Source organism: Paraglaciecola arctica BSs20135 (assembly GCF_000314995.1).
GTDB classification, from domain to species: Bacteria; Pseudomonadota; Gammaproteobacteria; order Enterobacterales; family Alteromonadaceae; genus Paraglaciecola; species Paraglaciecola arctica.
Window position 1 is genome coordinate 17,558 of record NZ_BAEO01000024.1, and the last position, 25,238, is coordinate 42,795.

The 25,238-nt window shown below is 41.0% G+C and carries 25 protein-coding genes and 1 pseudogene; all 26 read left to right on the top strand.

Translation table 11 applies throughout. The features are described from left to right. Positions 1 to 12 precede the first annotated feature (12 nt). The gene (gene fliG / locus GARC_RS08505) at positions 13 to 1,050 is read left to right on the top strand and encodes a flagellar motor switch protein FliG (protein WP_007618889.1); all 1,038 of its coding nucleotides are present in this window, start codon (positions 13 to 15) and stop codon (positions 1,048 to 1,050) included. A gap of 30 nt (positions 1,051 to 1,080) precedes the next feature. After that, positions 1,081 to 1,863, top strand: a complete 783-nt coding sequence (gene fliH / locus GARC_RS08510) for a flagellar assembly protein FliH (protein WP_007618891.1) — start codon at positions 1,081 to 1,083, stop codon at positions 1,861 to 1,863. 3 nt (positions 1,864 to 1,866) lie between these two features. Further along, positions 1,867 to 3,201 (top strand): flagellar protein export ATPase FliI, encoded by a 1,335-nt coding sequence (fliI, locus tag GARC_RS08515; RefSeq protein ID WP_007618893.1) that lies wholly within the window; start codon positions 1,867 to 1,869, stop codon positions 3,199 to 3,201. Between the two features lie 10 nt (positions 3,202 to 3,211). After that, positions 3,212 to 3,652, top strand: a complete 441-nt coding sequence (gene fliJ / locus GARC_RS08520; protein WP_007618895.1) for a flagellar export protein FliJ — start codon at positions 3,212 to 3,214, stop codon at positions 3,650 to 3,652. A 183-nt stretch (positions 3,653 to 3,835) separates the two neighbouring features. After that, the gene (locus tag GARC_RS08525; protein WP_007618897.1) at positions 3,836 to 6,070 is read left to right on the top strand and encodes a flagellar hook-length control protein FliK; all 2,235 of its coding nucleotides are present in this window, start codon (positions 3,836 to 3,838) and stop codon (positions 6,068 to 6,070) included. A 98-nt stretch (positions 6,071 to 6,168) separates the two neighbouring features. Beyond that, positions 6,169 to 6,690 (top strand): flagellar basal body-associated protein FliL, encoded by a 522-nt coding sequence (gene fliL / locus GARC_RS08530; protein WP_007618899.1) that lies wholly within the window; start codon positions 6,169 to 6,171, stop codon positions 6,688 to 6,690. A 28-nt stretch (positions 6,691 to 6,718) separates the two neighbouring features. After that, positions 6,719 to 7,777, top strand: coding sequence for a flagellar motor switch protein FliM (fliM, locus tag GARC_RS08535; protein WP_007618905.1), 1,059 nt, complete (start codon positions 6,719 to 6,721; stop codon positions 7,775 to 7,777). Between the two features lie 29 nt (positions 7,778 to 7,806). Beyond that, on the top strand, positions 7,807 to 8,226 hold the full coding sequence (fliN, locus tag GARC_RS08540) for a flagellar motor switch protein FliN (protein WP_007618907.1): 420 nt from the start codon (positions 7,807 to 7,809) through the stop codon (positions 8,224 to 8,226). Then, positions 8,186 to 8,695 carry a flagellar biosynthetic protein FliO gene (gene fliO / locus GARC_RS26285; protein ID WP_081587527.1) on the top strand — a complete coding sequence of 170 codons (510 nt, stop codon included), beginning with the start codon at positions 8,186 to 8,188 and terminating at the stop codon, positions 8,693 to 8,695. Before fliN ends, fliO begins: the two co-directional genes overlap by 41 nt. Then, positions 8,692 to 9,447, top strand: a complete 756-nt coding sequence (gene fliP / locus GARC_RS08550) for a flagellar type III secretion system pore protein FliP (RefSeq protein ID WP_007618910.1) — start codon at positions 8,692 to 8,694, stop codon at positions 9,445 to 9,447. Before fliO ends, fliP begins: the two co-directional genes overlap by 4 nt. A gap of 50 nt (positions 9,448 to 9,497) precedes the next feature. Further along, positions 9,498 to 9,767, top strand: a complete 270-nt coding sequence (gene fliQ, locus GARC_RS08555; protein ID WP_007618912.1) for a flagellar biosynthesis protein FliQ — start codon at positions 9,498 to 9,500, stop codon at positions 9,765 to 9,767. A 57-nt stretch (positions 9,768 to 9,824) separates the two neighbouring features. Continuing rightward, positions 9,825 to 10,586, top strand: coding sequence for a flagellar biosynthetic protein FliR (fliR, locus tag GARC_RS08560; RefSeq protein ID WP_407636165.1), 762 nt, complete (start codon positions 9,825 to 9,827; stop codon positions 10,584 to 10,586). A 17-nt stretch (positions 10,587 to 10,603) separates the two neighbouring features. Further along, positions 10,604 to 11,728, top strand: coding sequence for a flagellar biosynthesis protein FlhB (flhB, locus tag GARC_RS08565; RefSeq protein ID WP_007618917.1), 1,125 nt, complete (start codon positions 10,604 to 10,606; stop codon positions 11,726 to 11,728). 189 nt (positions 11,729 to 11,917) lie between these two features. Next, entirely contained in the window at positions 11,918 to 14,017 is a 2,100-nt protein-coding gene (gene flhA, locus GARC_RS08570) for a flagellar biosynthesis protein FlhA (protein ID WP_039989182.1), read from the top strand. A 45-nt stretch (positions 14,018 to 14,062) separates the two neighbouring features. Further along, positions 14,063 to 15,370, top strand: coding sequence for a flagellar biosynthesis protein FlhF (gene flhF, locus GARC_RS08575; RefSeq protein ID WP_007618923.1), 1,308 nt, complete (start codon positions 14,063 to 14,065; stop codon positions 15,368 to 15,370). Then, positions 15,367 to 16,233, top strand: coding sequence for a MinD/ParA family ATP-binding protein (locus GARC_RS08580; protein ID WP_039989183.1), 867 nt, complete (start codon positions 15,367 to 15,369; stop codon positions 16,231 to 16,233). Before flhF ends, GARC_RS08580 begins: the two co-directional genes overlap by 4 nt. Beyond that, positions 16,230 to 16,961: an RNA polymerase sigma factor FliA gene (locus GARC_RS08585; protein WP_007618927.1), complete on the top strand. Its 732-nt coding sequence runs from the start codon at positions 16,230 to 16,232 to the stop codon at positions 16,959 to 16,961. Before GARC_RS08580 ends, GARC_RS08585 begins: the two co-directional genes overlap by 4 nt. A gap of 56 nt (positions 16,962 to 17,017) precedes the next feature. Beyond that, the gene (gene cheY, locus GARC_RS08590) at positions 17,018 to 17,401 is read left to right on the top strand and encodes a chemotaxis response regulator CheY (RefSeq protein ID WP_039989185.1); all 384 of its coding nucleotides are present in this window, start codon (positions 17,018 to 17,020) and stop codon (positions 17,399 to 17,401) included. A 33-nt stretch (positions 17,402 to 17,434) separates the two neighbouring features. After that, complete coding sequence (locus GARC_RS08595) at positions 17,435 to 18,199, top strand: protein phosphatase CheZ (RefSeq protein ID WP_039989187.1); 765 nt, start codon at positions 17,435 to 17,437, stop codon at positions 18,197 to 18,199. A 12-nt stretch (positions 18,200 to 18,211) separates the two neighbouring features. Then, entirely contained in the window at positions 18,212 to 20,311 is a 2,100-nt protein-coding gene (locus GARC_RS08600) for a chemotaxis protein CheA (RefSeq protein ID WP_007618930.1), read from the top strand. Between the two features lie 67 nt (positions 20,312 to 20,378). Beyond that, entirely contained in the window at positions 20,379 to 21,491 is a 1,113-nt protein-coding gene (locus tag GARC_RS08605; RefSeq protein WP_007618931.1) for a protein-glutamate methylesterase/protein-glutamine glutaminase, read from the top strand. 98 nt (positions 21,492 to 21,589) lie between these two features. After that, positions 21,590 to 22,369: a ParA family protein gene (locus GARC_RS08610; protein WP_007618932.1), complete on the top strand. Its 780-nt coding sequence runs from the start codon at positions 21,590 to 21,592 to the stop codon at positions 22,367 to 22,369. Further along, positions 22,366 to 23,071 (top strand): annotated as a pseudogene (locus GARC_RS27700) (chemotaxis protein CheW). The gene GARC_RS08610 and the pseudogene GARC_RS27700 overlap by 4 nt, the downstream one beginning before the upstream one ends. A gap of 25 nt (positions 23,072 to 23,096) precedes the next feature. Next, positions 23,097 to 23,591 (top strand): chemotaxis protein CheW, encoded by a 495-nt coding sequence (locus tag GARC_RS08620; RefSeq protein ID WP_039989209.1) that lies wholly within the window; start codon positions 23,097 to 23,099, stop codon positions 23,589 to 23,591. 91 nt (positions 23,592 to 23,682) lie between these two features. Then, on the top strand, positions 23,683 to 24,105 hold the full coding sequence (locus tag GARC_RS08625) for a DUF2802 domain-containing protein (RefSeq protein WP_007618936.1): 423 nt from the start codon (positions 23,683 to 23,685) through the stop codon (positions 24,103 to 24,105). Between the two features lie 173 nt (positions 24,106 to 24,278). Beyond that, positions 24,279 to 25,199, top strand: coding sequence for a homoserine O-acetyltransferase MetA (gene metA, locus GARC_RS08630; protein WP_039989189.1), 921 nt, complete (start codon positions 24,279 to 24,281; stop codon positions 25,197 to 25,199). The last annotated feature ends 39 nt before the right edge of the window (positions 25,200 to 25,238 follow it).

Sequence of the window (25,238 nt, forward strand, 5' to 3'; positions counted from 1 at the left end):
GAGGATTAGATTGTGGCTGAAGAAGAACAAACCGAAGATACGGGTTATGACGTTAGTAAATTAGAAGGCGTTGATAAGGCTGCTATTTTACTACTAAGTTTGACCGAAGATGATGCGGCGCAAATTCTAAAACATTTAGAGCCAAAGCAAGTGCAAAAGTTAGGTCAAGCTATGGCTCAGATTGATGATATGACTCAGGCGAAAATTACTGCGGTTCATAAACATTTTATCGAAGAAATTCAAAACTACAGCACTATTGGATTCCAGAGCACAGATTTTGTGAAACGTGCGCTTACCTCTGCATTAGGCGAAGACAAAGCGGCGAACTTAATTGATCAAATTTTGATGGGCACAGGTGCCAAAGGCCTAGATTCATTAAAATGGATGGATTCAAAACAAGTGGCCAGTATTATTCGTAACGAGCATCCACAAATTCAAACTATTGTTATGTCGTATTTAGATGCTGAGCAATCAGCGGAAATTCTCAGTCAGTTCCCAGAAAAAGTTCGTCTGGACTTAATGATGAGAGTCGCGAATTTGGAAGAAGTGCAACCTGCCGCATTACAAGAATTAAACGAAATTATGGAAAAACAGTTTGCTGGTCAAGCGGGTACACAAGCCGCGAAAATGGGCGGCTTAAAATCTGCAGCTGACATCATGAACTACCTAGATACCAATATCGAAGGTCAGTTGATGGACGCCATCCGCGAGCAAGACGAAGAAATGAGCCAGCAGATCCAAGACTTGATGTTTGTGTTTGATAACTTGGCTGATGTCGATGACAGGGCAATTCAAGCTATTCTGCGCGAAGTGCAACAAGACGCATTACTTAAAGCGATTAAAGGTGCAGAAGGCGAATTAAAAGAAAAAATCACCAAAAATATGTCAAAACGAGCGGCCGAAATGTTGCTTGATGACCTTGAAGCCATGGGGCCTGTGCGTATTAGTGAAGTGGAAACAGCGCAGAAAGAAATACTCTCTGTGGCAAGACGTTTGGCTGACGCAGGTGAAATTATGTTGGGCGGCGGCGGTGGCGATGAGTTTTTGTAATATAGCCGTTAGTTTTAAGGCAAATAAAGTATGACCACAGATGAGCAAGATGATGAATTCCAAGCATGGGATTTACCCTATGTTGAAGATATCAATCAAGATACGCTTGACAACAAAACCAATGCATTGAATCGTAAATCTGATTGGAAGTACGAGCCCCCTGAAGTAGAAATAGAGATATTACCCCCCACAGCTGAAGAAATCGAAGAGATTCGAGCTGCAGCCCATGCCGAGGGATTTTCTCAAGGTCAGCAAGAAGGTCATGCTCAAGGGGCCGAAGAGGGATTTGCCAAAGGGCACGAAGAAGGTTTAGCTAAAGGTTTAGAAGAAGGTACCCAACAAGGTTTAGTGACTGGCGAAGAGCAAGTTCAGCAACATGTGGCCAGTTGGATATCCTTGCTTGATAGTCTTCAAAATCCAGTAGCGAATGTCGAGCAAGAACTTGAAAAAGAACTGGTGCTTTTAGCAGTGAGTCTAGCCAAAGGTGTGATACGCAGTGAGGTAAAAACCAATACTGATCTTATCTTTCAGGCTTTAAGTGAGGGATTAAAAGCCTTACCGATCCAAGAAAAACATTACCAAATCCATTTGCATCCCGATGATATTGAGTTAGTTAATAACCATTTTAGCCCTGAAGAAATCACTAAACATCGTTGGGATTTTATTGGATCTCCTGAATTATCAGCGGGGGGATGTGAAATTGTCACTCAATCAAATGCTGTTGATATTACGGTAGAGCGGCGAGTCAAAGATATCATAGACAAATTCCTGTTAGAACAAGGTTTGAGTCATGTTAGCGAAAGTGACGAGTAAGTTATGTCTACCGCTATGTTGGAACGGATAAAAAGGCTTAAAGATCAAGTACCGCAAGCGCCGATTGTTGCCTGTGGCAAACTAGTACGCGGCATAGGGCTAACGCTCGAAGCTGTAGGTTGTCAAATGCCTGTCGGCAGTCAGTGCTTGATCCAAACAATGGAAGGTGAAATCGAAGCAGAAGTAGTAGGTTTTGCTGAAAATATTACTTATTTGATGCCGACAGAAGCTGTCAAAGGCATAGTGCCTGGCTCACGTGTGCAACCTCTCAATCGTGAACAAGGATTGGCTGTCGGTATGGATCTACTTGGTCGTGTTGTAGATGGCAATGGTCAACCTTTGGATGGTTTAGGCCCTATCAAAGCAGAAAAACGTGTGCCCTTATCTAGGCCTCCAATGAATCCGCTACTGCGTAAACCTATTACCCAACCTTTAGATGTAGGGGTAAGAGCAATTAATTCTATTGTGACCGTTGGCTTGGGTCAGCGTATGGGCTTATTTGCTGGCAGTGGCGTAGGTAAAAGTGTGTTGATGGGCATGATGACTCGTGGCACCGCAGCTGATGTAGTGGTAGTTGGCTTGGTAGGAGAACGAGGCAGAGAAGTAAAAGAGTTTATACAAGATATTTTGGGCGAAGAAGAGCGGGCAAAATCAGTGGTGGTGGCAGCGCCAGCCGATACGTCGCCGCTTATGCGTTTAAAAGGTTGTGAAACCGCCGTTACTATCGCCGAATATTTTCGAGATAAAGGTTTAAATGTATTACTACTGATTGATTCCCTTACACGTTATGCCATGGCGCAACGTGAAATTGCCCTAGCTGTAGGTGAGCCTCCCGCAACAAAAGGTTATCCGCCCTCGGTATTCGCCAGATTACCAGCACTAGTAGAGCGCGCGGGTAATGGTAGCGAAAACCAAGGGTCGATTACTGCTTTTTATACAGTATTAACTGAGGGAGACGATTTACAAGATCCCATAGCCGATGCTGCAAGAGCAATCTTGGACGGACATATTGTGCTATCCAGAGATTTGGCAGATTCGGGTCATTATCCAGCAATTGATATTGAGTCCTCAATCAGTCGAGTCATGCCTATGGTGGTATCTGAAGAGCATGTGCTTGGGGCTAGACGTATTCGCCAAGTGTATTCAAATTACCAGCGTAACCGTGACTTAATCAGTATTGGTGCATACAGCAAAGGTACTGATCCTAGAATTGATTTAGCCATTAATGCAGAGCCTGCAATCAACGCTTTTTTACAGCAAGGTATGCAACAAATTATAGATTTTGAGCACAGTATCGCTGACATGGCTACCTTAAGTGGTGGATTGGGTAAGGCATAATGATAAACTAATGGCGCAATCTCAATTACAGATGGTCGCAGACTGGGAGCGGCAAAAAGAACAGAAACTGGTGCAAGATTTTCAGTTGGCCCAACAGTTTGCCCAAGATAACAAGCAAAAACTTTCTGGATTAGAAAACTACCGTTTAAATTATTTACGGGAAGCTCAATTACGGGCAAAACAAGGCGTTGGTAGTGTCATCTTTGGTCAACATCAACAATTTATTGGTAAGTTAGATAAAGCCTGTGAAATGCAATTGCATACTTTAAATCAGGCGGTAAGAGTGGCCGACCAAAGACGAATGTTATGGATGGCACAACAACGAAAACGTAAAGCCGTAGAAATGTTGCTGGATAAACAACACAAAGCCAAATTAAAGCGGGAAGACAAGCTTGAGCAAATAATGCTGGATGAACTGTCACTGCAAAAATTTATGCGCAAGAGAGGATAATACAAGTTACCAAGGAAAAAGTTGGAATGTTCTTTGCTGAGTCATACATACACACACAATATAATGGTTAATTTAAAGCTGAGCTTAGAGTGAAAATGTCAAGTTAAAATGGCATGGTAAAGAATAAATAGCTTATGAATCAGCAGTTTAACCTAAACGTCTCAGTTCGAGGGATAATAAATAATGATGCAACATGTTGCCACAACTAAATCAGAAATTGCCGCTTTTGCCACTGGTACGGGGTCAAATTCAATTAGTGGTACTGATTCTAATGAACAGTTTGGCAAGTTATTGCAAGATCAAAACTCCCCAAATTCGTTTGCTGCTAAATCTGATGGACCACCTCCCCACTCGCCAAGAAAACTTATGTTGCAACAATCTCTTGACGAAATGGAGAAAGCTCCTATTTCAGCTGATAAAGAGAGTAAAAAACTGCAGCAAAAAAACACTTCAAATGAGCTTATAGAAATTCAAGACGCACATAAATCAAGCTCATCACAACACAAAACTGCGGTGCAATCTGCCACTCAAGATAATGCTGCTGATAATAGTTTAGAAGGTCATGGTGAAGTAAATGGTGAACTAGAAGTTGCTAATACAGAAGCAGAGTTGCTTTTAACCTCAAAACAAAACGATTTTGAAGCAGATAATAATGATGCTCAAGAATGGGTAACATTAGTTGATAACCTGCAAAAACTGGTGGATATTTCGCGACTTACTAATACACCTTCAGTTGATAGTGAGGTTGAATCTTTAGATGTATTGGCGGATGAATTAATATTATCCCAAAAAGTTGCTCAAGATCTGTTGGAGCTTAGTGCCGATTCAGAGATGCCAGAACCTCTACAAACAGGTTTTGTAGATGACGAAAATGTCAGCAAGGATGATCTTGGATCCCTTGCTGCCAAAGAGGAAAACCAAGCTAGCCTAGCCATATTGATTCAGCAGGCATTAGAAAAATTGTCTGCCGAGGGTGATACTGGCCAAGAGTCGTCTAATGATATCCAACAAAAGACGGCTGAATTATTGTTAGCACAACCTGAAGTTTTACAAAGTTTGCTTAATCAACTGCAGAACGTCAGTCAAAAAAATGGCTCTGACACTGCGGAGCAAAAAACGCTTGATACAACAATAGATAACGTTATTAAAAAAGACTCAGCGTTAGCAAATCAGCAAATTGAAACCAACGGACAAGTAGACCTAACTTTAGGTGAAAATAAAGCGCTGCTGAGCACCTTATTAGATGGCTCTGAATTAGATGGCTCTGAAATTAACAAAAACGGTGTACAAGAAACCGTTAAATCGGCTAAGCCTGTTTTTTCTGATGCACCGGAAAAATTAGTGCAAGCCCAGCAAGTTGAGACGTTATTACCAAAATTAGGATCTGTATCCGAGCAAGACGATATACTTGAGCAAGATGTTCACGTTGCGCCTAATAATTCACTTAACTCGAATAAAACCGAGAAAGTAGCTAATAATAACGACATAAAAAACATTTTAAACTTGTCTGATAATAAGCTAGATAAGGTATTGGAGAATATTGCCCAGCGCGTGTTTGATACTAAAAATACTAACGAGACTATAAGCCCGGAACAGCTAGCTCAGCAGGCAGTTATGCCTAAGACGACTGAAATCACTAATTTAGTCGGATCTTCGTCAAAAGATTTTATTGCCGAGTTAAAGTCGAGCTTAGAAGAGTTTAAAAGTCAGTTATCTCAAGGCAGAGAGCCGGGTATGGATTTAAAAGCCTTAGTAGCAGATGCGTTAGCAAAAACAACCGACACCTCCGTTGTTAGCAAAGCCCCTGTAAACTTAGAACAGGCGCTTAACAATGTATCGCAATTACTCGATTTTGCACAAACAATGAACCGGGCGATTGAGCATCATCACGACCAAACTTATAGTGCTTCATTAAGAGATGTCGCACAAATTCAAGGTGAACAAAGTAAACAAATTCAATTAAATCAGTTTGAGAGCAAATTCGATAAAGCCATTAATATAGCTAAACCAGAAGGCCATCAGCAGTTAGCTGAAAAAGTCCGCTGGATGGTGAATACTAAAAATCTAGTGGCTGAAATTCGACTTGACCCTGCTGAATTAGGGTCGGTGCATGTAAAAGTGGCAGTGTCAGGAGAGTCAGCAACGGTGAATTTTGTGGTTCAATCACAACTTGCACGAGATGCCGTTGACAATGCCACTCCTAGATTAAGAGAAATGTTGGCTGAAAAAGGCATAGAACTAGGCCAATCTTCAGTGCGTCAAGAAAGTGATGGTCAGCAAGGCCAGGGGGATGGTGAATTCTCCGGGCAGGGTGGCAGCGGTAATGAGGAGCTTGAAAATCTTGAGGGACCTGAGCAAGTTTTAGCCCAGCAAAATATTGTTAATGGTGCCTTAGGGGGAATTGATTATTTTGTCTAGTTCGCGAATAAATTTGCAAGTAAATAGCCTAAAGCACTTTGCCAAATTAACTTTGGAGCTGATACTAACGCCACGGTTTGATAATTTGAGAATAAAGCATGGCTGAAGAAGAATTAAAAATGGAAGAGGGCGGCAAAAAAAGCAAACTGATTATTATTATTGTTGCTGTTGTTGTGCTGATTGCAGGTGGCGGTGCCGCTTATTACTTTTTGATGGGGGATGATGGCCCGATGCCGGAAGCTGAAGGTGAAGCTTTAGTGCAAGGGGACGAGGGCGCTGACTCAACTATCGTTAAAACCGGCACTGCTTTGTATGTCGCTATGCCCAGACCCTTTGTATTTAATGTGCCGGGGTCAACTCGAGACCGCTTAGTAGAAATTAAAGTGCAGCTAATGATGCGTGGTTCCGATAACGAAGAACAAGCTAAGATGCATATTCCTTTGATTGAAGGTACTTTATTAAAAACCTTTAGTACTGCCAATGCTGATGATTTAGTCACCGAGGCGGGAAAAATTGCGATTCGCGATAGCGCATTGAAAGAAGTACAAAAAACCATGATAGGTGTCAGCGGCAATCAAACCGTGGAAGAAGTACTATTCACCGGTTTTGTAATGCAATAACAACTGATTTGTTAATGAGAGAGTTAGATTGAGCGATTTATTATCCCAAGACGAGATTGATGCACTATTACATGGTGTAGACGATGTTGAGGAAGAAGAAGTTGACAGTGGTGTGTCTGATGGCTCAGCCATGGAATACGACTTCTCTTCTCAAGACCGGATCGTTCGTGGGCGCATGCCAACCCTTGAAATCGTTAACGAACGTTTTGCTCGGCATATGCGGGTCAGTCTATTTAATATGATGCGTCGTTCGGCAGAAGTATCTATTAATGGTATCCAAATGATTAAATTTGGAGAGTACATTCACACCTTGTTTGTGCCTACCAGTCTGAATATGGTGCGTTTTCGCCCACTCAAAGGCACTGGACTGATTACCATGGAAGCCAGACTAGTCTTTATTTTGGTTGATAACTTTTTTGGTGGTGATGGCCGTTATCACGCAAAAATTGAAGGCCGAGAGTTTACCCCAACTGAACGGCGTATTATTCAGATGTTATTGAAGCTTATCTTTGAAGATTACAAAGAGGCCTGGGCACCTGTTATGGATGTCTCATTTGAATATCTAGACTCTGAAGTTAATCCAGCCATGGCCAACATTGTTAGCCCTACTGAAGTTGTAGTGATCAGCTCATTCCATATAGAGCTAGATGGTGGCGGTGGTGATTTCCATGTATCCCTGCCATATTCAATGCTGGAGCCAATACGAGAGCTTTTAGATGCCGGTGTACAAAGTGATAAAGAAGACACCGATTTGCGCTGGAGCAAGGCTTTAAGAGATGAAATTATGGATGTGCAGGTGTCTTTATCTACCCATATGATGGATCTGAAGTTGACTTTAGCAGACATCATGGAGCTGGAACCAGGTTATGTGATCCCCATCGAAATGCCTGAACATATTACGGTATTAATTGAAGATCTTCCTACTTTCAGAGCTAAATTAGGACGTTCAAGAGACAATGTGGCACTTAAGATAATTGAAAAAATTCCGCGCCCGACTTCTGTGAAGTCTGAGCTGCAACTGTTAACTAAAGGTGGTCGAAGAATTGACAGCGACGCCGAATTGCAAACCCTTGAAGATGATTGGTAATCCCTGTTATCCAGAGTATGGAGTAAATAATGAGTGAAGAAGACGGTTTAGACGATTGGGCTGCGGCCATGGCTGAGCAAGCTGACGAAGAAGGTAAGACTGAAGGCGCCACTGATGAGTCAGGTTTGGGGGCAGAAGTAGCCGAACTTGAAGAGTTTGATGAAGATCGTGAAATAACGCCCACAGAAAAACGTAAGCTCGACACCATTTTAGATATCCCAGTGACTATCTCTATGGAGGTTGGTCGCAGCAATATCAGTATTCGAAATTTACTGCAATTAAACCAAGGATCTGTAGTGGAACTTGACCGAGTTGCTGGAGAGCCATTAGATGTTTTAGTAAATGGCACGTTGATTGCTCATGGAGAAGTAGTAGTAGTCAACGATAAATTTGGTATTCGATTAACTGATGTTATTAGCCAACTGGAAAGAATCAAAAAGCTTAGATAGACAAATAGCTTATAAAACATGGGCTTGGATAGCTCTCGGCTCATGTTTATGTATCTCATTTGAGGCCAATTCGGCGCCTCAAACTCTCTCAAACCCCACTTCAATAGTGTCAATTTTCCTGTCTTTATTGCTGGTTATTGGCGTTGTTTTTATGTTGGCGTTCCTGATGCGACGGTTTAACGTCACTCAATCTGGCACCTCAAATCTGAAAGTTGTTGCTTCAATGATGGCTGGAGCAAAAGAAAGGGTCATGGTTATTGAAGTGGCAGGTGAACAACATTTGATAGGTGTTACTGCTCACAATATTAATCATCTGGCGACCCTAACGACACCTATTGATAATTCGCCAGCATCCTTGTCGGGTAATGATAAGTTCAAAGATAAACTAGCGCTGTTTATGGCCGGTAAAATAAATCCGGCTATGGCTCCAAATGCTAAAGCAAAAGACACGAGTGGAGAGCAATCATGAAAAAAACATGTTTGAGTCTTTGTTTGATGTTGCTGCTAGGTATTGTTAGTGGACAGGTTTTGGCTGAACCAGGGATCCCTGCATTGACGCTTACCGATAATCCTGACGGTAGTAAAGATTATACAATGACCTTGCAGGTTGTCGCCATCATGACGTCCTTAAGCCTGCTACCCGCATTTGTAATGATGATGACCTCATTTACAAGGATCATTATAGTTCTGTCTATATTGCGTCAAGCCATAGGTTTGCAGCAATCACCTTCTAACCAAATTCTAATCGGCGTGAGTTTGTTTTTGTCGATGTTTATCATGGCTCCTGTATTTGAAAAGATAAACGAAACAGCACTGCAACCTTACTTAAACGAAGAAATTACTTCAATTCAGGCCTATGAAATTGGTAAAGAGCCATTACGTGCTTTTATGTTGGCGCAAACTAGGGTTAAAGATTTGGAAACCTTTGTGCAAATTGGCGGTATGGATGGACAATTTCAAGATCCCGTCGATGTGCCAATGAATGTGCTGATCCCGGCTTTTGTGACCAGCGAATTAAAAACTGCGTTTCAAATTGGTTTTATGTTGTTTATTCCCTTTTTGATTTTAGATTTAGTGGTTGCCTCGATTTTGATGGCCATGGGTATGATGATGTTGTCACCGATGATCGTGTCATTACCTTTTAAACTCATGTTATTTGTTTTGGTGGATGGCTGGAATTTAGTTTTTGGTACCTTAGCCAATAGTTTTGGGATGGGTTAGCGAATGTTACTTAGTCAAAATAATAGTCAAAAAATCAATAAGGTGCGCCCATGAGCCCAGAAGTCTTTGTTGAAATACTCAAAGAAGCGTTGCAGATGGTTATTCTGTTGGTTTCAGCGATTATTCTTCCTAGCTTATTTGTGGGGTTAATTGTTGCTGTGTTTCAAGCTGCCACCTCTATCAACGAACAAACTATGAGTTTTTTACCGCGCCTCATTGTCACTTTATTGGCACTTAGTTGGGGAGGGCATTGGCTAGTACAAAAGCTTATGGACTTCTTTTTCACTATGGTAGAGCGTATTCCCGAAGTAGTGGGTTAGCGGTGTTAGTTTTTCAGGCTCGAGGCTAAAGTCTTGGATATTGCCACTACTACCATCATGCAGTACTTAGCGGACATGCTGTTGCCTTTTATGCGCATCTCGGGGTTATTTGCCTCTATGGTGGGCTTGAGTGCTAAGACCGTGCCGCCAACCACTAGAGCGTTACTCACGTTATTTTTAACCCTTATTATTATGCCGGTCATCCCACCTGTGCCAATTCCAGCAGCAGAGGTTTTTTCTGTGGGGACTTTTTTATTAGTGATCCAACAGTTAATCATTGGTATCGCCTTAGGTTTTTTGTCGAATATGGTACTTAATACTTTTGTGTTAGCGGGCCAAATCGTTGCCTTGCAAACGGGTTTGGGCTTTGCATCTATAGTCGATCCTGTAAATGGCATTAATGTGCCAGCAGTGGGGCAGTTTTACCTAATTTTGGCAACCTTATTGTTTTGGGCTTTAGATGGGCACTTAGCCATGATCCGTATGGTTGTAATGAGCTTTGAAGCTTTCCCTATTGGAGAAGCCTGGTTTGCCCCTGAACAATTTAGAGATATTGCCCATTGGGCAGGCTGGATGTTTATTTCAGCTGTGACTATATCTCTGGCGCCGATAGTGTCATTGCTTATTGTTAACTTAGCTTTTGGTGTAATGACCAAAGCGGCGCCGCAATTGAATATTTTTAGTATAGGTTTTGCCATCGCACAAATTATGGGACTACTGATAATTTGGTTAACGTTAGACAACTTAACCCATCACTTTGAAGTGATGTGGGATCGGGCACAGCAGATGATGTGTCAGTTAGTGTTAGTTTGTCCTTAAACAAAGGGAGGTAAATCATGTCTGATGCAAACGAAAAAACAGAAGAACCCACAGCCAAAAAAACCGAGGACTCCCGTAAAAAAGGGCAGATTGCACGGTCTAAAGAATTGTCGACGGCCTTAGTGTTAATTGCTAGCGGTATTAGTTTTTTAGTTATTGGCTCTCAGATTGCTAGCGCGGTATTTGAAGTGGCACAGCGTATGTTTACTTTGTCACGTGATGAAACTTATGATTTTACCCATATGTTTCAAGCTTGGGGATTCGCTTTAGATACTATTAGTATGCCGGTGTTACTATATATGATGATTGTGACTATCGCTGGAGTCTACGGCAATATTGCGTTAGGAGGGTATAATTTCACTTGGGATAGCACTAAGCCTAAAGCACAAAAAATAAGCCCAATTGCGGGCTTTAAACGTATGTTTGGTATGAACAGCGTAGTGGAATTATTAAAAGCCATAGCCAAGTTTGTGGTGGTGGCAATGATGGCCTATATAGCACTTATGATGTTTCAGGATGAGGCATTACATTTGGACTTAGAGTTATATCCTGGAAACCTGTTTCATGCCATGGACTTAATTGCATGGGGCTTTTTAATTATGACTTTTGCACTGATACCTATTGCGGCTTTTGATGTGCCTTATCAGAGCTACAAACATAATAAAGAAATGAAAATGTCTATGCAGGAAGTCAAAGACGAGCGTAAAAATGCTGATGGCGACCCCCAAGTAAAAAGCAGAATTCGTAAGTTACAATATCAAGCAGCCGCTAATCGTATGATGCAAGAAGTGCCCAATGCTGATGTGGTAGTGACTAACCCTACTCATTTTTCTGTGGCGTTAAAGTATGACCAGCTTGGTACTCGCGCACCAACTTTAGTGGCGAAAGGAGTCGATGAAATGGCCATGCATATTCGGACTATTGCCAATGCACATGAGGTACCTATTGTGGCGTCCCCCATGTTAGCTAGGGCTATTTATTATTCCACTGAAGCAGAACACGAAATTCCAGAAAAACTGTTTATGGCCGTAGCCCAAGTATTGGCTTATGTTTATCAATTAAAAGCCTATAAAAAAGGTAAAGGTAAACGTCCTAAACCATTAAAAACTAACTTGCCTATCCCCCCAGAGCTAAGACGTTAACCAAGTTAACCTGATCTAAAATGGTTTAATACATTGTTTTTATTGGATTTATTTTAGTTGGCGGCGCGTCTTAACCTGAGTTTAGGTTCGTTAATACAAAAAATTCTGCTTTATCCAAAGACTTGGCGCACTAGTTGCTTTTACTCCTTTTAAGGTTAACAAAATCAACAAAGCGTCAATATATCGTTTATGCAATTAGCTTCCTATTTTAATCGATTTGATAAAAACCATTTTAAGTCAGCGGCAACTGGTTTAGGCGCACCAATAGTCTTGTTAGCAATAATGGGTATGGTGATCCTGCCCATGCCTGCTTTTTTATTGGATATTCTATTCAGTTTCAATATCGCCTTGTCTTTAGTGGTTATCTTGGTGTCAGTATTTACTAAGAAACCCGTTGATTTTGGTATTTTCCCATTAGTGTTACTTATTGCGACTGTATTACGACTTGCCTTAAATGTAGCGTCCACAAGGATAGTTTTACTTGAAGGCCACGAAGGGGGCGATGCAGCAGGTAAGGTGATACAAGCTTTTGGTGAAGTTGTTATTGGGGGTAACTATGCGGTAGGTATAGTGGTCTTTGCAATTTTACTGATTATTAACTTTAAAGTAGTTACCGCCGGCGCTGGGCGTATTTCAGAAGTCAGTGCACGTTTTACTTTGGATGCCATGCCCGGTAAACAAATGGCCATAGATGCAGACTTAAATGCAGGATTTATTGATTCTGATGAGGCCCGTAAACGTCGTTTTGAAATCACCAGTGAAGCTGACTTCTATGGTTCTATGGACGGTGCATCCAAATTTGTAAAAGGTGATGCGGTAGCGGGTTTATTCATTATGTTGATTAACATAGTGGGGGGCTTGTTTATTGGCATGATCCAGCACGACTTGGCTTTTGGCGATGCCATTGAAATATACACCTTATTGACCATAGGTGATGGTTTAGTGGCACAAATTCCGTCGTTATTGCTGTCAGTTGCGACCGCCATTATTGTGACAAGAGAAAACGACTCACAAGAAATGGGCAAAGAATTAACTAGACAATTAGGTAATCAGCGAGCGCTTTATATTACCGCTGGTATCTTGTTTGTGATGGGTATTGTTCCCGGGATGCCTCACGTTGCCTTTTTAGGTTTTAGTGCTGTGGTGGGTGGTTACGCTTATTACAGTAACTGGCGCCAACAGAAAATTGCCAATGAGCCAGAGATTGTTAAGTCTTTACCTGAAAAAAATCAACAACCTGCAGAAATAAAGGAGCTTGGTTGGGATGACGTTCAACATGTTGACACCATAGGTTTAGAAGTGGGTTATAGGTTGATCCCATTGGTCGATAAAGCTCAAGGTGGTGAATTGCTTACACGTATTAAAGGTGTACGTAAAAAATTATCTCAAGAATTGGGTTTCTTGATCCCTCCGGTACATATTCGCGACAATTTAGATTTAAGCCCGAATAACTACACTATTGCAATGTTAGGCGTCACAGTTGGTGAAGCTGAACTAAGTCACGATGATGAGTTGGCGATTAATCCCGGACAAGTATTTGGTAAATTAGAAGGTAAAGCAACTAAGGATCCTGCCTTTGGACTTGATGCCGTGTGGATCAGAGCCAATCAAAGAGAACATGCACAAACCCTTGGGTATACGGTAGTGGATGCCGCTACTGTTGTGGCTACACATTTAAGTCAATTGTTAACCAACAACGCGTATCAACTGTTAGGCCATGAAGAAGTACAGCAATTATTAGATTTGTTAGCCAAAAATAGTCCCAAATTAGTTGAAGGTTTAGTACCTGATATATTGCCCTTGAGTACTGTAGTTAAAGTCTTGCAAACCATGCTTTATGAAGGTGTGCCCATAAGAGATATGCGCACCATAGTACAGACCTTATGTGAGTTTGGTCCGAAAAGCCAAGATCCCGACGTTTTGGTGTCAGCGGTGCGTATCGCACTTAAACGCTTAATTGTGCAAGAAATAAACGGAGGATTGGCGGAAATCCCTGTTATTACTTTGGCGCCAGAATTGGAACAGATGTTGCACCAGTCTCTTCAAGCTGGTGGAGCAGATGGCGCAGGAATTGAACCTGGCTTAGCAGAACGTTTGCAAGGTTCGTTGAACGATGCTGCGCAACAACAAGAATTAGCAGGTGAACCTGCAGTTTTATTGACCTCAGGTATGTTAAGGCCTGTATTGTCAAAATTCTTAAAACACTCAGTGAGTGGGTTACATGTATTGTCTTATCAGGAAATACCTGATGACAAACAAATTAAAATTGTCAGTGCCGTGGGTCAATAATCTGACGGGATGAGCAAGCGTAGTGTTGGTATTTAAGGGGTATATATGAAAATCAGACGTTTTTATGGCAAAGATATGCGAGAAGCACTCAAACAAGTTAAAGACGAGTTGGGTGGTGAAGCGGTTATTATGTCCAATAAAAAACATGCTGACGGTATCGAGATAGTGGCTGCCTACGACAAAGAGCCTGATGCACAGCTAATGCCTAATAAATCTGAGCCCACAAGCAAAGCTAGTCAAACTAGAAAAACACCGACTTTAAGTGAGATTATTGGTGATTCTGGACCTGATAGTTTAAAAGCATTGTTGGAAAAACAGTCTCAGTCTGCCTCTCCCACACAAATTAAAGACCTAAAGCAGGTACCCGAAAAACAGCAGCAAGTGTATTCAAGTAATGCGGTTGCTGCTCAGCAAAATAACCAGCAACAAGATGCACTCAAAGAAATGCGTCAAGAGTTATCGTCTTTGCGACACATTTTGCAATTCCAAGTATCTGGCTTGATTGAACAAGAAAAGAATCGCAAACATCCACTGCATGGATATTTGTTGCAAAGGTTACAACAAATGGGGATCTCGGATGCCTTAGCTGAAGAAGTGGTGTCTTACGCGCCTGAAGAGGCCGATGAAAGACAATCTTGGTTGTTTCTTCTTAAACTTTTGGCTAATAGATTACAAACCAAACCTGATGATATCCTGTCCCAACCCGGAGTGGTGGCATTAATGGGACCTACTGGTACAGGTAAAACCACTACTATCGCTAAACTCGCTGCTCAAGCTGCACATAAATATGGCGTTGAGCAAGTGGCTATTATTACTTTGGATAATTATCGAATAGGTGCATACGAACAAATTGCTACCTATGGAAAAATTATTGGCTGCAGTGTTAAGCAAGCTCAAAATTCAAACGAACTATCAGATTTACTTTATCAGTTTAGAAATAAGCGTTTGGTATTAGTCGATACCGCTGGTTTTAGTCAGAAAGATGCTAGACTAATCAAACAGTTAGAAACAATGAAACAGAACTCTTGTGCTAATATCAGAAATTATTTAGTGATGCAGGCTAACTGTCAGTATCGAGTCATGCAACAAACAGTAAATGAGTATCGACAGATTTCTTTACAAGGGTGTATATTGACTAAATTAGATGAGTGTTACAGTTTAGGAGAGGTAATCAGTGTGGCAATTGAGAACAAATTAAAAATTTGTTATTTGGCTGACGGGCAACGGGTACCTGAAGATTTACAATCTGCAAGCACTAAATTTTTAATTACTAGTGCTGCGAAGCTTTATAAAAAATACGGTTTAATTCATACTAGCGCTAATCACGTTAATAACGCAGTAGTAGCAGTATGATTGAGGACCAAGCGAGTAGCTTAAGAAGAATGAATCAATCTAGATTAATAAAAGTAATAGCCGTGACAGGTGGAAAGGGTGGAGTGGGGAAAACAAATGTTACCCTCAATACTGCTATATCACTTGCGCAACAAGGCAAAAGAGTCATGGTGTTAGATGCCGATTTAGGCTTAGCTAACGTTGATGTGCTTTTAGGTCTTAGGGTAGAAAAAAATCTGTCTCATGTATTATCGGGCGAATGTACTCTAGATGAGGTGTTAGTTGAAGGTCCCTACGGGATTAAAATTGCTCCAGCTACCTCTGGTAGCCAATCGATGACAGAGCTTACGCCCACAGAACACGCAGGTCTTATTCGGGCGTTTAGTGAATTACAATCAAAAATTGATGTGCTAATTGTTGACACTGCGGCTGGTATATCAGACATGGTATTAAGTTTTTCCAAGGCATCACAGGACATTATGATGGTTGTCTGTGACGAACCAACATCCCTAACCGATGCTTATGCTCTGATAAAAATTCTGAATAAAGAACATGGCATATTTCGTTTTAAAATTGTTGCCAATATGGTGCGCAGTATGCGTGAAGGTGACGAATTGTTTTCCAAATTAACTAAAGTGACCAATAGATTTTTAGATGTGGCACTAGAACTTGTAGCCGTTATTCCGTTTGATGAAAATGTTCGCAAGTCGGTCAGAAAACAAAAAGCAGTAGTGGAAGCATTTCCTACTTCACCTGCAGCTATGGCTATTCGAAAGCTCGCCAAAAAAGCTATGGAGTGGCCCATTCCGAATCAACCAGGTGGTCATCTAGAATTTTTCCTAGAACAATTGGTCACCAAAAAAACAGTGGGTGACGACAGGTGAGTAGTAAAGCTGCTGCTTATCAACAACTGGCCGATAAGAATGAGCTGGTTGAAAGACACGCGTCTTTAGTTAAGCGTATTGCTCATCATTTAATCGCGCGTTTGCCAGCTAGTGTGTTAGTTGATGATTTGATTCAAGCAGGTATGATAGGCTTATTAGAAGCCTCACGAAATTTTGATGGTAGTAAAGGCGCCAGTTTTGAAACTTTCGCAGGGATCCGTATTAGAGGATCCATGTTAGATGAAATACGTAAAGGTGATTGGACTCCTCGTTCTGTGCATAAAAATGGCAGGGCTATTACCGAAGCTATTAATCAAGTTGAAAGAGAAACTGGTCGTGACGCCCGCGATTTAGATGTGGCAGAAAAATTACAAGTCAGTATCGAAAGTTACCACCAAATGTTGAATGAAGTGAATGCTGGAAAAATTATCGGCATGGAAGACTTAGGTGTAACGGAAGATGTGATCAGTACACAACAAACAAAAGGTTCAGACACACCCTTTGAAGATTTTCTTCAAGGTTCGTTTCAAAAGGCTCTGGCGCATGCCATTACAACGTTACCAGAGCGTGAGGCAATAGTATTGTCTCTATATTATGACGAAGAGCTGAATTTAAGAGAGATTGGTGAAGTACTGGATGTTAGTGAGTCCAGAGTGAGTCAAATACATAGCCAAGCCATGCTGAAACTAAAGTCACGCATGCAATATTGGCGTTCAAACGACAAGTAATTATCGTAATAAAGTTGGGTTTAACCTGAGCGTTAAAACTCTCACTGGAGGTGGTTTTGGATAAGAATATGAAGATCCTTGTTGTTGATGATTTTTCAACAATGCGAAGGATTATCAAGAACTTACTTAAAGATCTTGGCTTTGCAAATATACAGGAAGCAGATGATGGTAGTACTGCATTACCTATGTTGCAACAAGGTGATTTTGATTTTGTAGTAACTGACTGGAATATGCCAGGTATGCAAGGTATTGATTTGCTTAGAGCTATACGCGCAGACGCCAATTTAAAACATATTCCTGTTTTGATGGTGACTGCAGAAGCGAAAAAGGAACAAATTGTTGCTGCAGCACAAGCTGGGGTAAACGGTTATGTTATTAAACCTTTTACTGCTGCAACATTAAAAGAGAAATTAGCAAAAATCTTTGAACGACTTGGTTAAATTCAGGCTAAGCTAATTGCGAGAAAAGACTGTATGACGACCATGAACACTGCGCCAATTTCTCTTGAAGACGCAAAAAAACTAGTGACGTTGATCGAAAGTGGAGATAACCAGGGAGCTCAAGAGTTATTTGACGCTGCTGGCGCTCGAAGTTCATTAGAGTTATTTGCTGAAGTCGGTAAATTGACGCGTCAACTCCATGATTCATTAAATAACTTTCAACTAGATCCTCGCATCATTAATATGGCGAACGAAGATATTCCAGATGCACAAACTAGACTAACTTACGTCATAGAAGCAACTGAAGAAGCAGCAAATAAAACCATGGATTTGGTGGATTCTTGTATGCCTATTGCAGAGAACTTGCATGATGGGATAGTTAAGATCATGCCAGAATGGAATAAATTGCTTGCGCGAGAGTTGCTAGTGGGCGAATTTAATGTGCTTGCTAAAAAAATGGATGGTTTTCTGAAAAATGGTAGTGAAGATTCTGCTAAGTTAACTGGCCTGTTGACAGAAGTATTGATGGCTCAAGGTTATCAAGATTTGACTGGTCAAATTATTAGACGAGTTATCGAGTTAGTTAAAGAAGTTGAAGACAATTTAGTCTACATGCTCACTATGTTTGGCGGCGTTGAACCTAAAGATGGTGCCGAGGTTGTTGAAAAACCTAACAAATCTGAGAATGAAGCCGATAAGATAAAGGCTGAAGGTCCAATATTGGATGCCGACAGCAGAGAAGACGTGGCGTCAGATCAAGATGACGTTGATGATTTGCTTTCGAGTCTGGGATTTTAAGGGGGCTTTAATATGGCTTTTGATGTTGACGAGGAAATATTAGCCGACTTTCTGGTTGAAGCCGGAGAGATCTTAGAGTTATTACAAGAACAACTCGTTGAGTTAGAAAATAATCCTCAAGATTCGAATCTACTAAATGCTATTTTTAGGGGATATCATACCGTCAAAGGTGGGGCTGGGTTTTTATCACTGACTGAGTTAGTAGATATATGCCATGGCGCAGAAAACGTTTTTGATGTTATGCGTAATGGTCAACGAGCGCTTACGCCTGAACTGATGGATGTTATATTACAAGCCACAGATGAAGTCGTGCAAATGTTTGATCTTGTCAAGGCCGGAGCTCCTCTGGTCGCAGCTGATAAGAGCCTGATCGATACACTTACCAGACTCAGTAAACCAGAATCAGCCGAAGAAGCCGCGCCTAAAAGTGAGCCTGAATCTGCAGTTAATAAAGCCACAGCTAATGATGAAGTAGCAACCGCCTCCGGTGATTTTAGTGAAGATGAATTTGAGGCATTGCTTGATGAGTTGCATGGCAGCGGGGCTCCAGTCTCTAAGGAACCTTCTGCGGTAGAAGAAACAACTGCAAATGATCAAGATATTAGTGATGATGAATTCGAGGCGCTACTCGATCAATTGCACGGTAAAGGTCAATTTAAAGGTGAAGAAAAAACTGCTAGTGAGCCGGTAACAGAGACCCCAAAAACACCTGAGAAAAGTGTTTCTCCTGATGACATTTCTGATGATGAGTTTGAAGCTCTTTTAGATCAACTTCATGGCAAAGGTAAAGGTCCAGTAGAGCAAGAGCCTGAAAAACCAACTGCTGTAAGCGAAACTAAACCTGCGGAAGTAAAACAAGCTGCCGCACCAGTTGAGAAAGAAGAACAAACTAAAGCTGTCATAGCTAAAACAGAGGAGAAAAAATCTGCGCCTCCTCCTCAGGCAGAGACAACCGTAAGGGTCGACACTAAGCGTCTAGATCAGATTATGAATATGGTCGGCGAATTAGTTTTAGTGAGAAACCGTCTACTCAGTCTTAGTACTAATGTTAATGATGAAAGTATGGCTAAGGCCATAGCCAATCTAGATGTGGTAACGGGTGACTTACAAGGCGCGGTGATGAAAACGCGTATGCAACCCATCAAGAAAGTATTTGGTCGTTTTCCTCGAGTTGTACGTGACCTTGCTAGAACATTAAAAAAAGAAATAACACTTGTACTTGAAGGCGAGGAGACTGACTTAGATAAAAATTTGGTTGAAGCCTTAGCCGATCCTTTAGTGCATTTAGTCCGAAATTCAGTTGATCATGGTATTGAAATGCCAGAAGAAAGGAAGGCTGCAGGCAAACCCACTATGGGTACTGTTAAGTTGTCCGCATCTCAAGAAGGTGATCATATTCTACTGAGTATTATCGATGATGGTAAGGGCATGGATCCAGATAAACTTAAGGAAATTGCGGTTTCCCGAGGGGTAATGGATGCTGATACAGCAGCAAGAATGACCGATGTTGAAGCTTTTAATTTGATTTTTGCCCCAGGATTTTCAACTAAAACTGAAATATCTGAAGTATCAGGCCGTGGTGTCGGTATGGATGTGGTAAAAACCAAAATCAATCAATTGAATGGTACCGTCAATATTGATTCCAAGATGGGCGTGGGCACTACACTTGAAATAAAAGTGCCTTTGACCTTGGCAATATTACCAACGCTGATGATAGTCATAGGTAAACAAACCTTTGCTCTACCGCTAGGTTCTGTGAATGAAATCATCAACCTTGATATGAAAAAAACCAATACTGTTGATGGTCAGTTAACCATGATCGTCCGTTCTAAAGCTATACCATTATTTTATTTGGGTGAATGGTTAGCAAGAGGGGAAGTTAATATTGATAAAACCACAGGACATGTTGTTGTGGTACAAATTGGTACTCAGCAGCTTGGCTTTGTAGTCGACGCACTGATTGGCCAAGAAGAAGTCGTTATTAAACCTTTGGATGAGTTGCTTCAAGGTACGCCTGGCATGGCGGGAGCAACCATAACAAGTGATGGTGGGATTGCGTTGATATTAGATGTACCCGGATTACTGAAAAGGTATGCGGCCAAAAAAACATAGGTATTTATGCTCTTAAATAAGCCTAACGTGAAATTGATAATTATAGATACGGGTAAGATAGGCGAAGATGGCATATAGGATTTTAATAGTTGATGATTCAACTTTTTTTCGCCGCAGAATAAAACAGATACTTGAGGATGACGCTGAATTAGAGGTGGTTGGTGAAGCCAAAAATGGTCAGGAAGCGTTAACCTTAGTTGCATCTTTAAAACCTGATGTTGTGACAATGGATATTGAAATGCCCGTCATGGATGGGATCACAGCGGTGAAGAGAATAATGGCCAGTAATCCTGTTCCTATTATTATGTTTTCATCACTTACTCAGGAAGGCGCGCAAGCAACATTGAATGCATTGGATGCCGGAGCATTAGATTTTCTCCCTAAGAAATTCGAAGATATTGCTCTAAACAGAAAAGAAGCCATTCTGTTGCTACAAAACCGTGTTAAAGCTCTGTGTGGTAGAAAGTTGTTCGGTACTAGTTCATTGTCAAGAACAGGCTCCAATGCATTTAGATCTACAACATCACCACCAATCAAAAATGTAAATAGAGTAGCAAGTACACTAGTTAAAAAGACCAAATTCGACGCTTCCGCTTCCAGTCACTATGCTTGTTTAGCTATAGGTACCTCTACCGGGGGACCTGTGGCGTTACAGAAAATTTTGACTGAGTTACCGAGTAACTTCCCTATCCCAGTAGTGTTGGTGCAGCATATGCCAGGTACATTTACTCAGGCCTTTGCGAAACGCTTACATGAATTATGTGCTGTAACAGTTAAAGAAGCTGTTCATGGTGAAAGGTTGACCCCTGGGGTCTGTTATCTCGCTCCCGGTGGTAAACAAATGACCATTGAGGGCAGAGCGGGTAATGCAACAGTCACCATTTCTGAGCCCGAGCGTTTTCCTGATACAGCTTATAAGCCTAGTGTTGATGTGACTTTTGATTCTGTGGCGCAGGTTTATGCTGGTAATGTACTTGCTGTTATCTTAACGGGTATGGGGGCTGATGGTAGGGAAGGTTGCAAAACTTTAAAAGCCAAGGGTGCTAAAATATGGGCGCAAGATGAGCAGAGTAGCGTTGTATACGGGATGCCTCAGGCAGTAACTGTTGCCAATATATCCGAAGCAAATTATGACATTGCTCATATGGCAAGTCATATAATTAGCGAAATATTAGACTAAGGCAAAGGAGCACTGTGAGTGTTGTTTCAAAATGAGAATGTTGAACTAAGTGTCTCTGGAATCTCTTTGACTCTCATTTTTGAAGGGTGGTTTTTAGTTTGGTAGTTTGGACTGTCGCGAATCATAAAGGTGGTGTAGGTAAAACTACTACAACTGTTACCCTCGGCGGTTTGTTGGCACAAAGTGGACAACGAGTGATATTAGTTGATACAGATCCACAGGCCTCATTAAGTTATTATTTTGGTGTTGATTCAGAAGAATTATCTACAAGTTTGTATAATGTCTTTATGGCTGGGAAGTCGGTTACTAAAGATGATGTTTTAAACTGTCTTTGTTCGACTAAATTGGACTCTTTGTTTATTTTACCTGCGACAATGGCATTAGCTACTCTTGATCGAAAGTTAGGCACACAAAGTGGAATGGGATTAATTTTGCGGCGCGCCTTGGATCTTTTACGAGATGAGTTTGATTACGCAATTATTGATTGTCCGCCTGTTTTAGGTGTGTTGATGATTAACGCTTTGGCTGCGTGTGACAGGGTTGTTATCCCAGTACAGACCGAGTTTTTGGCGTTAAAAGGTTTGGAGCGAATGATGCATTCTATGGAAATCATGCAAAAATCTCTAGCAAAAACATTTGCTTATACTATAGTGCCAACAATGTACGATAAACGTGTTAACGCGGCAACTGAAGCATACAGTACCTTAATTCGCACCTATAAAGATAGAATGTGGGCTGGGTTAATTCCAATTGATACACGATTTAGAGATGCCAGTCAGGCGCAAAGCCCGCCATCAGTATATTGCCCGAAATCCCGAGGGGTTTTCGCCTATGCTAAATTATTGAGTTATTTACAAAAATTGGAAACACAAAAATGAGCGGTAATCCCTTCGCTAACGAAGATGTGATGGAAGATTACATGTCAGCTTTGTTGACAGAAGAGCCTATTATTGAAGATGTTCAACGTCAGTCTGTTGAACAGTTGCTGAAGACTGCGCCTATTCCTAGAACTAAGCCTTTTATTCAACCAATAGAAGAATCTGTTCCAGTGATTGCTAAAGTTCTAGAGTCTCAGGTCGAAAAAAAAGCAAGTAACTGATAAAACACTAACAAAAGTTGTCATACCTGTTATTCCTAAAGGGGAATTTCAAGTGTTACTGTTTGAAGTGGCAGGATTAACATTAGCTGTGCCTTTGACTGAATTAGGTGGCATACATCAGATTGAGACTGTTAATCCTCTGTTTGGTAAACCTGCATGGTTTAAAGGTGTTTTGCTACATCGTGACGAAAAGTATAATGTGGTTGATACAGCAAAATGGGTAATGCCAGAAAAAGCTCTTGAAAAGCTGGCAGAAACCACAAAATATCAATATCTTATAGTATTAGGTGAAAGTGGTTGGGGGTTAGGCTGTGAAAGTCTGATTACCACCGAGACATTGTTACCAGATGAAGTGAAATGGCGAAATGTTGAAGCTAGTCGCCCATGGTTATCTGGGATGGTTAAAAAGAAAATGTGTGCTTTGGTGAATGTTCCACAGTTTATTAACATGTTGAACCAAGGTTTAAGCAGTAACGATTAGCCTATTTAAGGCCGGAGCAATGGGTATGAGTAACGACAGAAATTCAAGTAATGCAGCAGCCGCGAACGGTGATGAAGTCTTGCAGTGGGTTACCTATAAATTAGGCGACGAGACTTACGGTATTAATGTTATGCAAGTACAAGAAGTACTGCGTCATACCGAAATCGCTCCAGTACCAGGTGCTCCCGATTATGTCCTGGGGATAATTAATCTAAGAGGAAACGTTGTTACCGTTATCGATACGCGTTCTCGTTTTGGGTTACCCGCTTCTGGTATTACAGATAGCACCCGTATCGTCATTATCGAGTCAGAAGAACAAGTGGTTGGTATTCTCGTCGACAGTGTCGCTGAAGTAGTGTATTTACGCTCTTCAGAAATCGACAGTGCACCTAATGTGGGTACAGAAGAAAGTGCGAAGTTTATTCAGGGGGTGAGTAACAGAGATGGAGAATTGCTTATCCTTGTTGACTTAAATAAATTGCTCAATGACGAAGAGTGGACCGAAATCACCAATATTTAAATGTGGAATTTAGGCAGCACTTTTCTCTTAGGCGTAATTTTCCAGCCTACGTTATAGTGAGATGTATTTTGTTGTCCTTTTAGAGATAATTATGAGTTTTCCATTATTACTAAGTTTAATAGCATTGATTGTCTCCATTGTTTGTTTAACTTTTTTGATCGTGTTGTTTAAGCGCTATAACACCCAGCTTGAAATCATTGTGTCGCAGAGTAGTTCACTGTCAGAATTAAGCAAAACAGTGAATAACCTCAATGAAGCATTACATGAAATCCGTAGCGGTAATTATGGAGTTAGTAGCCGTGTCAAAGAATTAGTTCAGCAAGTCGATAATTTACAGGCAGCTCAACAAAGTTTAGTTGAAAATTTAGTCGAACAAGATCCGCAAAGCCGTTTCTATAGCAAAGGTACTAAACTTATTAGTCAAGGCGCTAGTCTTGAAGATGTGATGCGAGAATGTGATATGCCTGCCGCAGAAGCTGAATTATTGTTTAATCTTCATAAAAGCCAAAAATAACCCCCCCCCAAAAAAAAGAAAAAATTACAGTTTAATTTGTGGATCACTTTGTCTATCTAAGACTGATTTTTATATTTCTATAATTTTTGTTTAGACGTCTAGACGTAAAGATGTTGACTTTTTTAGCGTATTGAGCCAAATTTGTTGGTATCACTTTTAGCCTTAGATCTGTTATGCCGATTAGAATTCCAAGTAACTTGCCCGCACAAAATGTGCTAAACAAGGAAAATATTTTTTTTATGGATACCGAGCGTGCCGCGACGCAAGATATTCGGCCAATGGAAGTGGGTATCTTGAATTTGATGCCTAATAAAATGGAAACTGAAGAGCAGTTTTTACGTTTGCTCTCAAATACTCCTTTGCAGGTAAATATCGATTTAATTCGTATTGATAACCAAGCCCCTAAAAACACTCCTGCAGCGCACATGGATAATTTCTATGTGGAATTTGATGACGTGGCAAATAAAAAATATGACGGATTAATTGTAACAGGCGCGCCACTTGCACATCTTGCCTATCAAGATGTGAAGTATTGGGAAAAAATGACTCTCATTATGGATTGGGCACGTCGCCATGTGCAGTCTACTTTATTTTCATGTTGGGCCGCTCATGCAGCTATTTATCATTTTTTCGGTAAAAATAGGCAAATTCGTGACCATAAGTTAAGCGGTGTTTATCGCCACTTCGTACAAAATGAGCATGATGAATTACTCAGAGGTTTTGATCCTGCCTTTTACGCTCCGCAATCACGCTATGGTGAAATAAGCTTGGCAGACTACGCTTCCATACCTGAACTGAATGTATTGGCTAAGTCAGATGAAGGTGGTGCTTATATAGTCGCATCTGAAGATAAACGTTTAGTGTTTGTGACTGGTCATCCTGAGTACGACCCCGATAGTTTAAAACAAGAATACCAAAGAGATTTATCGACTAATGGTCAGCCGCAAATCCCAGTAAACTACTTCGTGGATAATGATCCAAATAAAGATCCTATGGTTAATTGGCGAGCCCATGGAAGTTTATTGTTTACTAATTGGTTGAATTATTACGTTTACCAAAATACCCCTTATGACTTGGATCAGCTTTCTGAGTAAAAAAATTAATTTATATAGTGTAAGAGTGAAGAGGAAATA

Bases quoted from the DNA above. Each gene is read 5' to 3' on its own strand.
- fliH (WP_007618891.1), top strand. From the start codon at position 1,081: ATGACCACAGATGAGCAAGATGATGAATTCCAAGCATGGGATTTACCC.
- fliI (WP_007618893.1), top strand. From the start codon at position 1,867: ATGTCTACCGCTATGTTGGAACGGATAAAAAGGCTTAAAGATCAAGTA.
- fliJ (WP_007618895.1), top strand. From the start codon at position 3,212: ATGGCGCAATCTCAATTACAGATGGTCGCAGACTGGGAGCGGCAAAAA.
- GARC_RS08525 (WP_007618897.1), top strand. From the start codon at position 3,836: ATGATGCAACATGTTGCCACAACTAAATCAGAAATTGCCGCTTTTGCC.
- fliL (WP_007618899.1), top strand. From the start codon at position 6,169: ATGGCTGAAGAAGAATTAAAAATGGAAGAGGGCGGCAAAAAAAGCAAA.
- fliN (WP_007618907.1), top strand. From the start codon at position 7,807: ATGAGTGAAGAAGACGGTTTAGACGATTGGGCTGCGGCCATGGCTGAG.
- fliO (WP_081587527.1), top strand. From the start codon at position 8,186: ATGTTATTAGCCAACTGGAAAGAATCAAAAAGCTTAGATAGACAAATA.
- fliP (WP_007618910.1), top strand. From the start codon at position 8,692: ATGAAAAAAACATGTTTGAGTCTTTGTTTGATGTTGCTGCTAGGTATT.
- fliQ (WP_007618912.1), top strand. From the start codon at position 9,498: ATGAGCCCAGAAGTCTTTGTTGAAATACTCAAAGAAGCGTTGCAGATG.
- fliR (WP_407636165.1), top strand. From the start codon at position 9,825: ATGCAGTACTTAGCGGACATGCTGTTGCCTTTTATGCGCATCTCGGGG.
- flhB (WP_007618917.1), top strand. From the start codon at position 10,604: ATGTCTGATGCAAACGAAAAAACAGAAGAACCCACAGCCAAAAAAACC.
- flhA (WP_039989182.1), top strand. From the start codon at position 11,918: ATGCAATTAGCTTCCTATTTTAATCGATTTGATAAAAACCATTTTAAG.
- flhF (WP_007618923.1), top strand. From the start codon at position 14,063: ATGAAAATCAGACGTTTTTATGGCAAAGATATGCGAGAAGCACTCAAA.
- GARC_RS08580 (WP_039989183.1), top strand. From the start codon at position 15,367: ATGATTGAGGACCAAGCGAGTAGCTTAAGAAGAATGAATCAATCTAGA.
- GARC_RS08595 (WP_039989187.1), top strand. From the start codon at position 17,435: ATGACGACCATGAACACTGCGCCAATTTCTCTTGAAGACGCAAAAAAA.
- GARC_RS08600 (WP_007618930.1), top strand. From the start codon at position 18,212: ATGGCTTTTGATGTTGACGAGGAAATATTAGCCGACTTTCTGGTTGAA.
- GARC_RS08605 (WP_007618931.1), top strand. From the start codon at position 20,379: ATGGCATATAGGATTTTAATAGTTGATGATTCAACTTTTTTTCGCCGC.
- GARC_RS08620 (WP_039989209.1), top strand. From the start codon at position 23,097: ATGAGTAACGACAGAAATTCAAGTAATGCAGCAGCCGCGAACGGTGAT.
- GARC_RS08625 (WP_007618936.1), top strand. From the start codon at position 23,683: ATGAGTTTTCCATTATTACTAAGTTTAATAGCATTGATTGTCTCCATT.
- metA (WP_039989189.1), top strand. From the start codon at position 24,279: ATGCCGATTAGAATTCCAAGTAACTTGCCCGCACAAAATGTGCTAAAC.